At 47.8% G+C, this 14033-nt stretch carries 11 protein-coding genes and 1 pseudogene; 4 read left to right on the top strand and 8 right to left on the bottom strand.

Annotated elements, in window-relative coordinates:
- Positions 1–502: 502 nt before the first annotated feature.
- Entirely contained in the window at positions 503–1186 is a 684-nt protein-coding gene (gene sdaAB / locus QP860_RS10570; protein ID WP_284911295.1) for an L-serine ammonia-lyase, iron-sulfur-dependent subunit beta, read from the bottom strand.
- Positions 1187–1198: 12 nt separating this feature from the next.
- Positions 1199–2080: pseudogene (sdaAA, locus tag QP860_RS10565) on the bottom strand (L-serine ammonia-lyase, iron-sulfur-dependent, subunit alpha); the annotation flags it as partial.
- A gap of 270 nt (positions 2081–2350) precedes the next feature.
- Between sdaAA and QP860_RS09925 the strand changes: the two are divergent.
- Both QP860_RS09925 and mmuM read left to right on the top strand, forming a co-directional pair.
- Positions 2351–3886 carry an AbgT family transporter gene (locus QP860_RS09925; RefSeq protein ID WP_070617423.1) on the top strand — a complete coding sequence of 512 codons (1536 nt, stop codon included), beginning with the start codon at positions 2351–2353 and terminating at the stop codon, positions 3884–3886.
- 100 nt (positions 3887–3986) lie between these two features.
- On the top strand, positions 3987–4916 hold the full coding sequence (mmuM, locus tag QP860_RS09920) for a homocysteine S-methyltransferase (protein WP_284912690.1): 930 nt from the start codon (positions 3987–3989) through the stop codon (positions 4914–4916).
- A 30-nt stretch (positions 4917–4946) separates the two neighbouring features.
- Here mmuM and QP860_RS09915 read toward each other — a convergent pair whose 3' ends face one another.
- A complete protein-coding gene (locus QP860_RS09915) occupies positions 4947–6443 on the bottom strand; it encodes an AcpB/EbpR/MafR family transcriptional regulator (protein WP_284912689.1) in 1497 nt (498 codons plus the stop codon).
- 269 nt (positions 6444–6712) lie between these two features.
- On the opposite strand from QP860_RS09915, the gene recQ reads away from it, so the two are divergent.
- A complete protein-coding gene (recQ, locus tag QP860_RS09910; protein ID WP_284912687.1) occupies positions 6713–8494 on the top strand; it encodes a DNA helicase RecQ in 1782 nt (593 codons plus the stop codon).
- Positions 8495–8565: 71 nt separating this feature from the next.
- Here recQ and QP860_RS09905 read toward each other — a convergent pair whose 3' ends face one another.
- The 5 genes from QP860_RS09905 to QP860_RS09885 form a co-directional block, all read right to left on the bottom strand.
- Entirely contained in the window at positions 8566–9534 is a 969-nt protein-coding gene (locus tag QP860_RS09905; protein ID WP_070617410.1) for a glutathione S-transferase family protein, read from the bottom strand.
- 292 nt (positions 9535–9826) lie between these two features.
- Complete coding sequence (locus QP860_RS09900) at positions 9827–10486, bottom strand: amino acid ABC transporter permease (protein ID WP_284911286.1); 660 nt, start codon at positions 10484–10486, stop codon at positions 9827–9829.
- A gap of 20 nt (positions 10487–10506) precedes the next feature.
- Positions 10507–11148, bottom strand: coding sequence for an amino acid ABC transporter permease (locus QP860_RS09895; RefSeq protein WP_284912685.1), 642 nt, complete (start codon positions 11146–11148; stop codon positions 10507–10509).
- A gap of 1 nt (position 11149) precedes the next feature.
- Positions 11150–11977 (bottom strand): transporter substrate-binding domain-containing protein, encoded by an 828-nt coding sequence (locus QP860_RS09890; protein ID WP_284912683.1) that lies wholly within the window; start codon positions 11975–11977, stop codon positions 11150–11152.
- A 15-nt stretch (positions 11978–11992) separates the two neighbouring features.
- On the bottom strand, positions 11993–12727 hold the full coding sequence (locus QP860_RS09885; RefSeq protein WP_284912681.1) for an amino acid ABC transporter ATP-binding protein: 735 nt from the start codon (positions 12725–12727) through the stop codon (positions 11993–11995).
- A 242-nt stretch (positions 12728–12969) separates the two neighbouring features.
- Here QP860_RS09885 and QP860_RS09880 point away from each other — a divergent pair, with 242 nt between their 5' ends.
- A complete protein-coding gene (locus tag QP860_RS09880) occupies positions 12970–13857 on the top strand; it encodes a DMT family transporter (RefSeq protein WP_070617399.1) in 888 nt (295 codons plus the stop codon).
- The last annotated feature ends 176 nt before the right edge of the window (positions 13858–14033 follow it).

Raw genomic sequence — 14033 nt, 5'->3', positions numbered from 1 at the left:
AAATCAGTCTACTAAATATTGCCTCGTATACTTTAGCAACTTTATACCAATTTATACTTGACTAATCGTAGGAACTACAGGGTGTGAGACTTGGCGTTTAGACTCGGATGATTGGAGCAAGTCAGAATAAGAGCGAAACATTCGCTCGTTTCTGACTTGTGAAATCACTCCGAGTCTGCCAAGCTCGAACCCAACTAAGGGTGTGAGCAGAGCTGTTTGGCAACATAACACCGGAAAATAAAAGAGCCTCGTTGGAGGCTCTTTTGTGATTTATGAAGTAGATATAAAAGTACAAATGTTTGAAAGCACACCCCTCCAGTATAAAGCTTGAGGGATAAAGCCCCCGCAAGAGTTGAGGAGGGACTGCATTAGCTCCTCCTTATATATAGATATGAAGCCACGGTTCAGCCGTGGCTTTTTTGTGCTTTTTATCAAATTTGATTTGTTAACAAAATCTCTAAAACAAAAAAGCTGAGCCTTTCGACTCAGCTTGGATAAAACTCTAATTTACATTAACATATTGAAGTTTTTCAATATCTGGGAATTCTTTCTTCAGATCATCTAGGATTTCGTCTGAAACATCGGTATCGACTTCAAAGACAGAAATCGCTGGGCCATTGATTTTTTGGCGTTGGTTCATCATGAAGGAAATATTGAAACCTTTATCAGCCAGGTAGTCTGTTAATTTTGCAATGACACCAACTTTATCTTTGTGGTAAACAAAGATGGTGGGACGTTCACCAGAGAATTTAATGTCGTATTCACCAATTTTTTGAGCTTCAATCTTGCCCCCACCAATGGAGCTAGCAATCACGCTGATGTAGTTATTAGCTCCCCATAGGTCAACCAGTACGGTATTGGGGTGGTAGTTGCCAAAGTCAGCTTCAAGGAAGTGGTATTTGAGGCCAGCTTTTTCCGCCATTTCTTCAGCGTCTGCGATATTTGGGTCAAAGGTATCGTAACCGAGAACGCCACCGATTAAGGCGCGGTCAGTCCCGTGGCCTTGGTAGGTCTTAGCGAAGGAATCCATCAGACTGAAGATCACTTCTTCTGGCTCTTCACCCAAGAGTTGACGGGCGAGGTTCCCGATCCGGGCAGCACCAGCCGTGTGAGAGGAAGATGGACCAACCATTACGGGACCAATAATATCATAGGCAGACTTGTAATTGGCGGTCTTGGTATTCATTTCCAGTTCACCACGCGAGCCAAAGACTTCTTCTTTGATAGACTTACCAGTTGGTGTACCAGCTAAGCCGCCAATCCCGGTTTCACGCAAGGAAGCAGGCATTTCTTTACCGATATCATACATGGCACCGATGACTTCATCAGCTGGAATAACGCTCTTCACGCCAGCCAGGGCCATATCAGCAGCAGCTAGGGCAGTGATGGCATGGAGGCCGTTACGGATAATGCAAGGCACTTCAACCAGACCAGCTACTGGGTCGCAAACTAGGCCGAGGGAGTTCTTTAAGGCTAGACCGAGGGCATGGCCGACTTGGTCAGGTGTCCCGCCCTTGAGTTCGACTAGGGCACCGGCAGCCATAGCTGTCGCAGAACCGATTTCGGCTTGGCAACCTCCTTCAGCCCCGGCGATACAAGCCTGGTTGGCGATGGTTAGGCCAAGTGCTGATGAAGTGAACATGGCGTTAACTAATTCATCTTTCTCATATTTGCCGGTATCATACATGTGGGTGATAACAGCAGGTAGGATACCCGCAGAACCAGCTGTTGGTGTAGCTACAATCCGGCCCATGGCAGCATTGACTTCGTTAACGGCCATGGCATTAGCGGCTACTTCTAAGGTGTCGGGGTTAACCAAGGAATCCATCCCAGCATCGTGGACGTATTCATAAAGGCGGTGGCCGTCACCACCCGTGATCCCTGTTTGGGACATAGCAGATTCTTTGGTCCCCTTACGCACGGATTCTACCATCACATCGAACTGGTCAGCCATAGCTTGGCGCAAGTCTTCAATGCTTTTCTTTTGGTATTCTGATTCGGTTTCTAGCATCAGTTGGTAGATTTTTTTATCTTCTTCTGTTGCAGTTTCAATTAATTCTTTTAAATTAGTAAAAGACATTAATAAACCTCCTTTGAGTAATATAATAATGCAAACTCAGACTTATTATAGTACAAATTGAAAGCGTTGTCAGTTGTTTTGGCATAACTTTTCACAAACTGTTAAATTTTTTATCACGAGGCCACTATTTTTTAATGATCTTTAGCTGTGGCTCATCCTATAAGATTAATAATTAATGGCTAAAGTTAAAATAATATTAAAAAATAGTCGTAATTTTGACCTGTTAATGTTAAAATAGGGCAAAATTATGTCGGCTAAGGAGGAAAAATAATGGAAGTAGAAAAGAAGACGCCACTCCAGTCCTTTCTCGATTGGGTGGAGCGGGTAGGGAACCGTTTGCCCCATCCCGTGATTATCTTTATTATATTATCTGTCATTATAATGGTTTTATCCGCTATTTTTGCGGAACTGGGAGCCAGTGCAGACTATTTCGATGCCAAGGCCAATGAGCAAGTGACAGTAGAAGCGGTGTCGCTCTTGAGTGGTGAAGGCTTCCGCTATATCTTCAACCATGCCACAACGAACTTTACGGGCTTTGCCCCCTTGGGGACGGTCCTCGTTACCATGCTCGGTGTGGGCGTGGCTGAATGGACAGGCTTGATTGGAGCTGCCCTGAAGAAATTGGTCACCCAGGTTCCAGATAGCCTGCTTACGGCAGTCGTGGTATTCGCAGGGGTCATTTCAAATATCGCTTCGGACGCGGGCTATGTGGTGGTTATTCCGCTGGGAGCTATTGTTTTTGCAGGAGCAGGCCGCCATCCGATTGCTGGTTTAGCAGCGGCCTTTGCGGGGGTATCGGGCGGCTTTTCGGCTAATTTGATGTTTGGACCGACTGATGCTCTCTTGACAGGGATTACTAATGCTGCTTTGGACAGTGTAGGAATTGAACATACTGTATCAATCACTGGCAACTGGTACTTTATCATGGCTTCCACCGTCGTTTTAACCATAGTAGGGACATGGGTATCCACCCGAATTGTAGAACCCCACCTGGGCCACTACGAGGGCAATGCGGTCCACGATGACCAAGCCCTGACTCCAGATGAAAACCGGGGACTCAAGCATGCTGGAATTGCTCTGCTTGTCTTCCTCGTTATATCCGCCCTGGCTATGGTTCCTGAAGGGGCCCCCCTCCGTTCCTTGAATGAGGCGACGGGCCAGTACGACTTGCAGGAATTCTTAAACAATGGCTTGATCTTCTATATCTTCTTACTCTTTGCCATTCCTGGCTTGGCTTATGGCCGGCAGACTCAGAAGATTTCCTCATCGGATGACTTCGTGGCCGCTATGACGGCTTCAATGAAGTCTATGGCTTCTTATATTGTTTTGGCCTTCTTCGCAGCCCAGTTGATTGCTTATTTCTCTTATACTAACTTGGGCCTCTTATTGGCCAATTCAGGTGCTGAATTCTTGAAGACGGTCGGTTTAACAGGGATTCCTTTGATCCTAGCTTTCATTCTTTTAACGGCCTTTGTCAATCTTTTTATCGGCTCAGCATCAGCCAAATGGGCGATTATGGCGCCGATTTTCGTGCCCATGTTCTTCCAACTCGGACTTTCCCCCGAACTCACCCAAATGGCTTACCGAGTGGCGGACTCATCGACTAATATTATTTCGCCTTTAATGTCTTACTTCGCCATGATCCTAGTCTTTATGCAGCGCTACGACAAGAAGTCAGGACTAGGAACCCTCATTTCCGTAATGCTCCCTTATTCCATCGCCTTCCTTGTCTTTTGGACGCTCATGCTAGTTGCTTGGTACGTCTTCAACCTACCCCTGGGACCAGGCGCAGGCCTCCACATTTAAGAAGAAAAGAAGTGTTCCTTGTGAGCACTTCTTTTTTCTTTTCTTCATGATTGGGCTATGCTAAGCTTAAGAGACTGATAAGAGAAGGGAATGAAAGCTGATGTCGGATATTGAAAAAGCTCTGGAAAAGGAAGCGGTCGTTATCCTCGACGGGGGCTTAGCCACGGAATTACAAGCTTATGAAGAGGAACTCAACCATCCCCTATGGACGGCCCGACTTGTGGAGAGAGCTCCTGAGGCGATTAAAGCAGCCCACCAAGCTTTCTTTGAAGCGGGAGCTAATATAGCCACTACAGCCACCTATCAAGCCAGTGTGGAAGGTTTTGTCAAGGCTGGGCATAAGAATATTGAGGCGCGAACCTTGATGCGTAAGGCTGTCTTTTTAGCCAAGCAGGCGCGGACTACTAGTGGAGGCGACCAGGAGAAATGGTTGGCTGGCTCTATCGGACCATATGGCGCTTTTCTAGCGGATGGGTCAGAGTATCGGGGGGATTATGAGCTCTCTGATTTAGAGCTTTATGCCTTCCATGCGGAGCGCTTTGCCCTCTTGGTTGAAGCGGGAGTGGACTTAATTTTCTTTGAAACTATTCCTAATTTTGTGGAAGTGAAGACCCTGCTCAAGCTCTTGGAAAAGTTCCCCGACCAAAAAGCCTGTCTCACTGTCAGCCTTAAGGATCCTTACCATATGAGTGATGGCACAGCCTTAGAAGATTTACAGACGCTGTTGGATTGGCATCCGCAAATTATTGCCTATGGTGTCAACTGCTGCCCAGCGGCTTGGGTAAACCCTGCCTTGGATACCATGCGGCCTTCTGCCCTCAAACCTTTTATTGTTTACCCTAATCTAGGAGGGACCTACAATCCGGAAACCAAGCAATTTGAAGGGCAAGAGGAGGCGTCCATCAGTGACTGGGTGACTGATTGGTATGATAAAGGAGCTCGCTTTATTGGCGGTTGCTGTGGCACTACAGCCCAAGATATCAGAGAAGTCCGGCAAAGTTTGGATGCTTATATCAAAAATAAAGCGTAAAAAAACCAAGCAGTGGCTTGGTTTTTTTCTCTAATGACGTTCTTGCTGGCGTTTTTGTTTGAGGAAGGCGGCCAGCCAGTTGTAGTCCTGCTCGGTAGGTAGGGTTTGGACGTAGAGGTTGGGGATTTTGAAGTCATGCGGCATATCGAAGGTTGAGATGATTAGGTCGCATTTGATATTTTCAATCAGTTTGCGCTTGAGTGGGAATTGCTTATAAATATGGAAGTCGATCACTAAGCCAAAACGGTTGTTCAAGGCGTCCTGGATGCGGTGGGCGTGGTCGCTGGAATAATTACTGACGATATAGGCGACCAGCTTTTGATGGGCCAGGTGCATCTGGGTATGAAGTTTTTCCCAGCCGGTATAGAGAGCATAGATGAAATTGGTCAGGCCGTAGGGAAGCGGTTTGAGACCGATCGACTGGAAATAATGCTCGCTTTCTTTGGCAATGAGGTCATAGAGGTCGGGGTAGAAGTGGGACATGGTTTCGATGTAGTCTGCCTTCCGGTCGATTAAGAGGCTGTCCTTTTGAATATCTGCGACGGTTGTTAAGAAGGCATAGTTATGCAGGCTGAGAATGAGCCGGTCGCGGTGCTCGATATGGACATGGGCTTCTAGGCAGATAGTATCCAGAAATTGGTTCAGGTATTCCACCGAGCGCTGGATGAGTGGGCGTTCACTGATTTCTGCCTGGAAGTTACGGAGGTCGACATAGATATTCTGGTTGAGGACGGGCATGAAGAGTTGGACGGCATTGGTCAAGTTCAACTTAAAGTTAAAATTCTGCTCCATGTTTTTGAGGTCGTCATTTTTCTCGAGTTCGTCGATGAGGTCCTGGTAGATCCCCTTAAAGAGGGGGATATCCTTGGATTGGATGAGATGGCCTTTTTGGGTGCGGATGATGCCGATCGCTAGTAAGAGTTTGCCTGCTTGGAACCAGGCGTTAGTGTATTGGTGGCAGGTCACCTTCCAGGCGGTGCTGAGGAAGAGCTCACAATATTGCAAGTTAACCTCTTCGAAGGGCCATTCCAGCGGACTATATTTTTCGCGGAAGAAGAACATAAAGAAGAGACGAATATTGGTCTCAGGGCCAACGAAGCGGTAGGGATTGTTGGAGATTTCAAAATTAAACTGACTGCGCAGGGCCTGGTTCAAAAGATTGATATTCCGGTAAACGGTTGATGGGCTGACAAAGATTTCATCAGAAATTTCTTGGGTGGAGATATCCGGGTGAAAAAAGATCTGTTCTAGAATATTGAAGGCGACTGAGTCCCTCATGTAGAGGCGAACGAAGGTATAGTAGTCAACAGAAGGGGCATAGATGCCACGGATACCGAATTTTGACCGCTCAATCGTCAAATAAGAGGAAAAATTATTCTCAATATAGGACAAGTCCTTGCTTAGGATGCGGTCCGAACAATCGATGGCTTCCGCTAATTCAATCATCGTAATCCAGTCGGTCGAACGATAGAGGATGTGCAGTAAGCGCAGTTGGCGCTGTTCAGCAGATGATAACACAGAGTACATAATAAAACCTACCTTCTCAATTAGCCTGGCTTAGGATGCAGAAGAAAGATGAAATATTTTTCTTCTGAAAAAAGCTAATACTTTAATTATAGCATTTAATTAGCCTTATGAATCCCCTAAGAATATAGAAAATATGGATTGATGGTCTTTACTTGACTTATAATTTTTGTTCAGAATTTTTTACTGAAATTTCTGCTTAACCAGCTGCTTCTTTATTATGTGGGAGGATTCTAGTAAAATAAGTACAGATTAAGAAAAGGAGCGATGACATGGCCATTCAAGACCTCTTAGCCTATCACTATGGCTATAGCCAGTTCCGGCCGGGACAAGAGGAGATTGTAGAGGCAATTCTAAACGGTAGGGATGTATTAGGCGTCTTGCCGACAGGTGGGGGAAAGTCCCTATGCTACCAGCTGCCCGCCCTGGCGATGGAGGGCTTAACCTTGGTAATTTCTCCGCTGATTTCGCTGATGAAAGACCAGGTGGATAGCTTGCATGAGCATGGCATTCGAGCAGCCTATCTCAATTCGGCTTCGTCCTGGGAAGAGGTCCAGTACCTGCGCCAGGCCCTAGGTCAAGGGGACTTGGACTTGCTCTATGTGGCTCCGGAACGGTTAAACCATCCAGCTTTTATCGATTGGATGCGGGAAGTTAATCTGAGTCAAGTGGCAGTGGATGAAGCCCACTGCGTCTCCCAATGGGGCCATGATTTTCGCGCTTCTTACCGTGAAATTGGCGGCTTTATTGAAGCTTTAGACCAGCGTCCAGTCGTTTCGGCCTTTACGGCGACGGCCACGGCTTATGTACGCCAGGATATTATCCAGCAATTGGGACTTGAAGACCCTCAGCTGGTGGTGAATTCCTTTGACCGGCCCAATTTGAAACTCCGCGTCTTAGAGCCCCAGTCTAAGTGGGAGGCCCTCCGCCAAGAGCTGCATCCGGAAGAGGCCATGATTATTTACGCCAATACCCGCAAACAAGTCGACCAGCTCTATGACCAGCTCCGCCAGGCCAAGTTTAAGGTCGTTCGTTACCATGCCGGTCTGTCTGCTGAGGAGCGTGAAGCCAGTCAGAATGCCTTTATCTATGAAGAAGTCAACCTGATCGTAGCAACCAATGCCTTTGGGATGGGGATTGATAAGCCGGATGTGCGTAAGGTGATCCACTATAACATGCCAACAGACCTGGAGAGCTACTACCAAGAAGCAGGCCGGGCAGGGCGTGATGGCTTGCCTGCTGAAGCCATCCTCCTCTACCATGCCAAGGATATTGTCGCGGCTAAATTCTTGATCGGACAGAGCCAGGATCCAAGCTCTGAGCGCCGTCTCCAGGCCATGATTAACTATGCCGATTATGCCGGCTGCCTGCGCCAGTACCTCTTAAGCTATTTCGGCGAAAACTTGGCTGAGCCTTGCCAGAATTGTTCAGGTTGCTTAGAGGACGTCGATGTCCGTGATGCCAGCCGGGAAGGGCAGATGGTACTCTCTTGCCTGGTTCGCATGCGCTGGGCTTATGGCATGACCATGGTCTGTGATGTCCTCCGCGGCAGCAAGGCCCAGAAAGTGCGGGACAAGGGCTTCGATAGCTTATCTACCTACGGCCTCTTAGCAGATTATTCGGAGAAGGAAGTCAAGGATATTATCTCCCAAATGCTGTCCCAAGGTTACCTCAGCCTCAATCAATACAAGGGCCTTGAACTGACTCCATCCTCCAAGGCCCTGCTCAAGGGAGACAAGCAACTGACCATCAAAGCGCGACCCTATAAGGCGCACAGCCAAGCTAAGTCGGCTCAGCAAACAGCGGTGGCCAGTCAATTGTCTGAACGCGATGAGGAGCTCTTCGAAGCCTTGCGCGAGCTCCGCTATGAACTTGCAGGAGATGAAGGGGTGCCAGCTTATATTATCTTTAACAACCAGACCCTTTTGGAAATGGCTGAAGAGAAGCCCCAGACCTATGATGACTTTCTTGACATCAGCGGGGTAGGCCAGGTCAAGGCCTCCAAGTATGCGGATATCTTTATTGAGCGTATTGAGGAATGGTTAGAAGGCTAAAAAAGAACTTCTAGACTGGCTCGTTTAGCCTAGTGCTAGAAGTTCTTTTTGTGTTTGTATTTACTTTTGTTTTATTCGTCTTCAGGTAAGCTCCAGTCAAGGATAGGGCCTGCTGGAACGATACCGTTTGGGTTGATGGTGTCGTGTGAACGGTAGTAGTGTTCTTTAATATGTTGGAAATTTACTGTATCGGCAATTCCTGGCATGTTGTAAATCTTACGGGTATAGTACCAAAGATTAGGGTAATCTACTAATTGATGGTAGTTGCACTTGAAGTGGCCGTGGTAGACGCTGTCGAAGCGGACCAGGGTGGTGAAGGTACGGATATCTGCTTCTGTGAATTGGTCACCGGCCAAGTAGCTGTGGTCTTCCAAGTGGGCTTCCAGTTCATCGAGCATCTTGAAGACATTGGCCACTTCCTCTTCATAGACAGCTTGGTCGGTCGCAAAGCCTGCCTTGTAGACGCCATTGTTTAAGTTATCGTAGATTTTGTCGTTCCACTGGTCGATCTCTTCACGCAAGTCTTCAGGATAGTAGTCGCCTTCTTTAGCACCGACTTCATCGAAGGCAGAGTTCAGCATGCGGATAATCTCTGAAGATTCGGTGCTTACGATGGTATCCTGCTTGAGGTCATAGAGGACGGGTACCGTCACCCGGCCAGAGAAATCTGGGGCCACATGGGTGTAGATTTGATAGAGGTAGTCCGCGTCGATGACCGGATCCTTGATCACGCCATCTGCCTCGTCAAAGGTCCAACCGTGTTCAGCCATCAAGGGGTTGACCACAGAGAGGCTGATCATTTCTTCTAGCCCCTTCAACTTCCGCATCATCAAAACCCGACTCGCCCAAGGGCAGGCTAAGGAAACATAGAGATGGTAGCGGTCCGCTTCGGCCTTGAAGCCACCCTCACCGCTAGGGCCTGGTTGACCATCCTTAGTCACCCAGTTACGGAATTTAGCAGCATCACGTTCGAAATGCCCACCTGTGCTTTCTGTATCATACCATTGGTCGCGCCATTCGCCATTAACGAGTAGTCCCATACCAACACTCCTTTTCTATTATTTCAGTTTCGATCTATTTTTATTATAACGAAAGTCATCGCAAAAAACGAATGAAACGCTTGGGGAATGATAAGAAAAAATATATTTTGTTAGTCTTCTTCATTGGCTAATTCATATAGACTGGTTCTGCTGATTTGTTCTAGTGAAGGAAAGCTAAGCGTCAGCCCTCACCCCCTTAGTCGGGTTCGACTTGGCAGGCTTGGAGTGATTTCACAAGTCAGAAACGAGCGAATGCTTCGCTCTTATTCTGACTTTCTCCAATCATCCAAAGCTAAGCGCTCTTGCTCACACCCTTATTAAGATACTGGGTGGTTTGGGAGAGGGTGTAGCAGATGAGCCAGTACATGATAGTGACGAGGGCGAAGGTGCCGAGGATGTAGCTGGAGTTTTGGCCGTAGATGATGCGGGCGTTGTGCATGAGTTCGGGCAGGGAGATGATGGTGGCCAGGCTGGTGTCCTTGATGAGGGCAATGAGCTGGCTGACGATGGAGGGGGCCATGGTCCGGTAGACTTGGGGCATGATGATGTAGGCCATAGTCTGGCTGCGGCTGAGTCCGGTTGCTAGGCCAGCTTCGAATTGTCCTTTAGGCAAGGCCAGGATGCCAGCCCGGATAATTTCTGAAATCATAGCCGATTCAAAAAGGGTCATGGCGGCTACGGCTGCCCAGAAGATATCCATTTTGATTCCGATTTGGGGTAGGGCGAAGTAAGTAAAGAAGATAATTAACAAGAGGGGGAGGTTGCGAACAGTGTCGATGAGAAAGCCCAGCATGTTAGAGATAATGGGCAGCTTGAGATAGCGCAGGATACCTAGGAGGCTGCCGAAGAATAGACTGAGGCTAATGGTGAGTAAGGTGAGTTTGACCGTTACCCAGAGGCCCTGGAGGAGGAAGTTAATATTAATCCATTGAAAAGCACCGGAAAAGTCCATTGTGAAACTCCTTTCGTGCCTTAGAGGCTATAATTCTTTTCAAGTTTTTGTATGAATAGGGTTAGAGGAACTGTGAGCAAGAGGTAGAAGCCGGCGACCAGGCTATAGCTTGCGAAGGTGTCGAAGGTCTCTAGGGCGACCAGGTCCCCATAATACATAAGGTCGAGTCCCGCCACCATAGCGAGGATGGAGGAATTCTTCACCAGATTGATGACCTGGTTGCCTAAAGCAGGTAGAGATTGGCGGAAGGCTTGGGGAAAGATGAGATAGGCCATGCATTGTCGAGCTGTGAAACCTTGGGAGAGGCCGGCTTCGAACTGGCCGCGCGGAATGGCCTTGATAGCTGTTGCGATAATATCTGCAATAAAGGATGAAGTATAGAGACTCAGAGCGATCACACCAGATGTAAAACCTGAGAGTTTAATCGAAAAGAGGGGGAGGACGACGTAGAAGAACATCACGATGACCAAGAGCGGAATATTGCGAAAGATTTCGACATAAGTGGTCGCGAATACTTTCAGAAGTCCCTTGCCTGCGCTCTGCCAAATCCCCACCAAGCTCCCCCAGAGGAAGCTGGCGACTAGGGCAATGGCAGAGGCGAGGAGGGTGCGGGCAAAGCCTTCTAATAAGAGGGGTAGGTAGTCGTGCAAAAGGGTAAACATACTAGGCCTCCTTTAAATTTTTAGCATTGGCGCTTTCGCCAGCATCTGGGAACCATTTATGGAAGATCTTATCATAGGTCCCATCCACTTTAATTTTAACCAAGGCCCGGTTGACCTCATCACGGAAGTCTTTTTGACTCTTGTCGATGGCAATGCCATAGGGTTCCTTGGTAAAAGCCTCACCGATCAAGCGGTAGCCAGGATTCTGGTCAGCGATACCTAGCAAAATTGCATTGTCGGTTGTCATAACGTCGCCCTGGCCGGATTGCAAGGCAGTAAAGGCTTCGGCATAGTTTTCCAGTTCGAGGACCTTGGCCTGGGGAGCAAATTTGCGGATGGATTCTGCGGAACTGGATCCCTTAACGGCTAGGACAGTGTTTTGGGGGCCTAGGTCCTGGACCGATTGGAGGGGCGAGTCTTCTGGGCCGAGCAAGGATTGTCCGGCGGCGAAATAAACATCTGTGAAATCCACCTGCTTTTTCCGTTCCTCAGAGATGGTCATGGTGGCGATAATGGCATCAATATTGCCATTTTTGAGGAGGGGGATCCGCGTCTTCGACGTCACCTCGACGAAATCGGCTTGGGCTTGAGGCCCAGCAATTTCCTTGGTCAGGGCCTTAGCAATATCAATGTCGAAGCCCTCCACTTCTTGCTTGGCAATATTATAGTAGCCGAAGAGTCGGGTGTCGTTTTTGATCCCCCAACGGATATGTGGGGTCTGGCTGCTTTCGATCTTGTCTAAAATACTTGGCGCTTGGCTATTTTTTCCGCAGGCCCCGAGCAAAGTCAAGCAGCTGACTAAGAGCAAGAGTAAGTGTCCTTTTTTCATGAGATGACCTCCTGACTAATAAGCGTTAACAACTTGGAGGAAGTCCTTGGCCCGTTGACTTTGGGGTTGGGAGAAGAAGTCCTGGCTGGGCCGGTCTTCAATGATTTCGCCAGCCTCCATGAAGAGGGTCCGTGTGCTGACTTCCTTGGCAAAGCGCATTTCATGGGTGACGACAACCATGGTCATCTTGTCGCTCTCGGCAATGTCTTTCATGACGTTGAGGACTTCGCCCACCATTTCGGGGTCGAGGGCGGAAGTTGGTTCATCGAAGAGGAGGACCTTGGGCCGCATGGCGAGACCACGGGCGATGGCTACCCGTTGCTTTTGCCCACCGGAGAGTTGGCTAGGGTAGTGGTCGCGCTTGTCCCAGAGATTTACCCGCTTTAATAATCTTTCCGCGCGTTCGTGAGCTTCTTCCGGGGCCTTTTTGAGGACCTTGAGAGGGGCGAGAGTGATGTTTTCAAGCGCGGTCTTATGGGGATAGAGTTCAAAATGTTGGAAGACCATGCCAAAGTCGCGTCTGACCTGGCGGATATTTTCTTTGGGGTTGGAAACGTCCCGACCATCGCAATAGAGGTGTCCACTGGAAATCTTTTCCAAGGCGTTGATGCAGCGGATAAGGGTTGACTTGCCTGAACCGGAGGGCCCGATGATACTGACAACTTCGCCCTCTTGGATGCCTAAGTTAATGGCCTTTAGGGCGTGGTAGTCGCCGTAATACTTTTCGACGTCTTTAAATTCGATGATCATAATGAACAACTCCTTACAAAATAATTAGAAAAAACTTATTGAAAAGATAATAGCATAAATATAGGCTATGTATAAGTGGGTTTCCATACAAGTTTTTTATTTCACAATAAATGGACCCTATGTATTAAGTGGTTAAGGCAAGTTAAGCCTAATAAAAAGAGGAGTCTAAGGGCTTGAATTCAGGCTCGAAAGCATGTAGGGTAGAGATATTGAAATGTAAAGGATAGAAAGGATATGCTGCTGTGACAAATCGTAATAAGGGCATTATTGCCATCTTGATCTCTGCTTTTGGTTTTGCTGTGATGAATCTTTGCATCCCCTTAGCCGGAGACCTTCCCACTATTGAAAAGAGTTTTTTTAGAAATATTGTTGCCTTCGTCGTTGCCTTGACCCTCTTGATGCGGTCTTGGTCCCAAGTTAAGAACCAGGTCCAGGTAGGCGAATTGCCCTGGAAGACCCTCCTCTTAAGGTCGATCTTGGGGACGATTGGGGTCTTCTGTAATTACTACGCCCTCGATCACCTATTTCTTTCTGACGCTTCGGTTCTCAATAAGCTGGCGCCTTTTGCGACGCTTGTTTTTTCAGCGATTTTTCTCAAGGAGCGGATGGATAAGCAACATTTAATCGCCCTGGGCTTTGCCTTTGTGGGAGTCCTCTTAGTCAGCAAACCGACTGGAGCGACAGCCGATCTTCTGCCTTACCTTGTCGCTATCCTTGGGGGCTTGAGTGCGGGCGGAGCCTATACTGCGGTCCGTCAGCTCAACAAGCAGGGAGTCCCCAGCGCCTTTACGGTGGCCTTCTTTTCAGGCTTCTCCTGCTTAGTTTGTGTGCCGTATTTAATCTTTAACTATGTCCCCCTCGACCAAAAAGCTTTATTGGCTCTTTTAGGGGCAGGCCTAGCTGCCAGCTTCGGTCAGTTCGGGATTACCCTGGCTTATAAGTTTGCACCAGCTAATGAGATCTCTATTTTTGACTATTCCAGTATTGTCTTCAGTGGCTTACTCGGCTTCATCTTCCTTGGCCAGGTACCTGATGGCTGGAGTATTCTCGGCTATTTCATTATCTTTACAGGGGGATTAGTCACCTTCCTCTACAACCGCCAATTGACCCGCAAGCAGTTATCGCGTTAAGATATAATTTGAAGATATGTATGCTACAAGAAGAGGCTGGGGTAAGAACTCCAGTCCCTTTTTCTTTTGGGCTCCAGTCAAGTGAGCTAAGCGCCAAGTCTCACACCCTTAGTTCCTACGATTAGTCAAGTATAAATTGGTATAAAGTTGCTAAAGTATACGAGGCAATATTTAGT

The organism is Aerococcus sp. UMB1112A (assembly GCF_030230715.1).
In the GTDB taxonomy this organism is placed as follows: Bacteria; Bacillota; Bacilli; order Lactobacillales; family Aerococcaceae; genus Aerococcus.
Note: the sequence above shows the minus strand (reverse complement) of the source record. Positions and strands in the feature narration are given on the sequence as shown.

What these genes read in the sequence shown, in the direction of transcription:
- sdaAB (WP_284911295.1), bottom strand. Translation starts at nt 1,186, where the DNA reads ATGAATACCAAGACCGCCAATTACAAGTCTGCCTATGATATTATTGGT.
- QP860_RS09925 (WP_070617423.1), top strand. Translation starts at nt 2,351, where the DNA reads ATGGAAGTAGAAAAGAAGACGCCACTCCAGTCCTTTCTCGATTGGGTG.
- mmuM (WP_284912690.1), top strand. Translation starts at nt 3,987, where the DNA reads ATGTCGGATATTGAAAAAGCTCTGGAAAAGGAAGCGGTCGTTATCCTC.
- QP860_RS09915 (WP_284912689.1), bottom strand. Translation starts at nt 6,443, where the DNA reads ATGTACTCTGTGTTATCATCTGCTGAACAGCGCCAACTGCGCTTACTG.
- recQ (WP_284912687.1), top strand. Translation starts at nt 6,713, where the DNA reads ATGGCCATTCAAGACCTCTTAGCCTATCACTATGGCTATAGCCAGTTC.
- QP860_RS09905 (WP_070617410.1), bottom strand. Translation starts at nt 9,534, where the DNA reads ATGGGACTACTCGTTAATGGCGAATGGCGCGACCAATGGTATGATACA.
- QP860_RS09900 (WP_284911286.1), bottom strand. Translation starts at nt 10,486, where the DNA reads ATGGACTTTTCCGGTGCTTTTCAATGGATTAATATTAACTTCCTCCTC.
- QP860_RS09895 (WP_284912685.1), bottom strand. Translation starts at nt 11,148, where the DNA reads ATGTTTACCCTTTTGCACGACTACCTACCCCTCTTATTAGAAGGCTTT.
- QP860_RS09890 (WP_284912683.1), bottom strand. Translation starts at nt 11,977, where the DNA reads ATGAAAAAAGGACACTTACTCTTGCTCTTAGTCAGCTGCTTGACTTTG.
- QP860_RS09885 (WP_284912681.1), bottom strand. Translation starts at nt 12,727, where the DNA reads ATGATCATCGAATTTAAAGACGTCGAAAAGTATTACGGCGACTACCAC.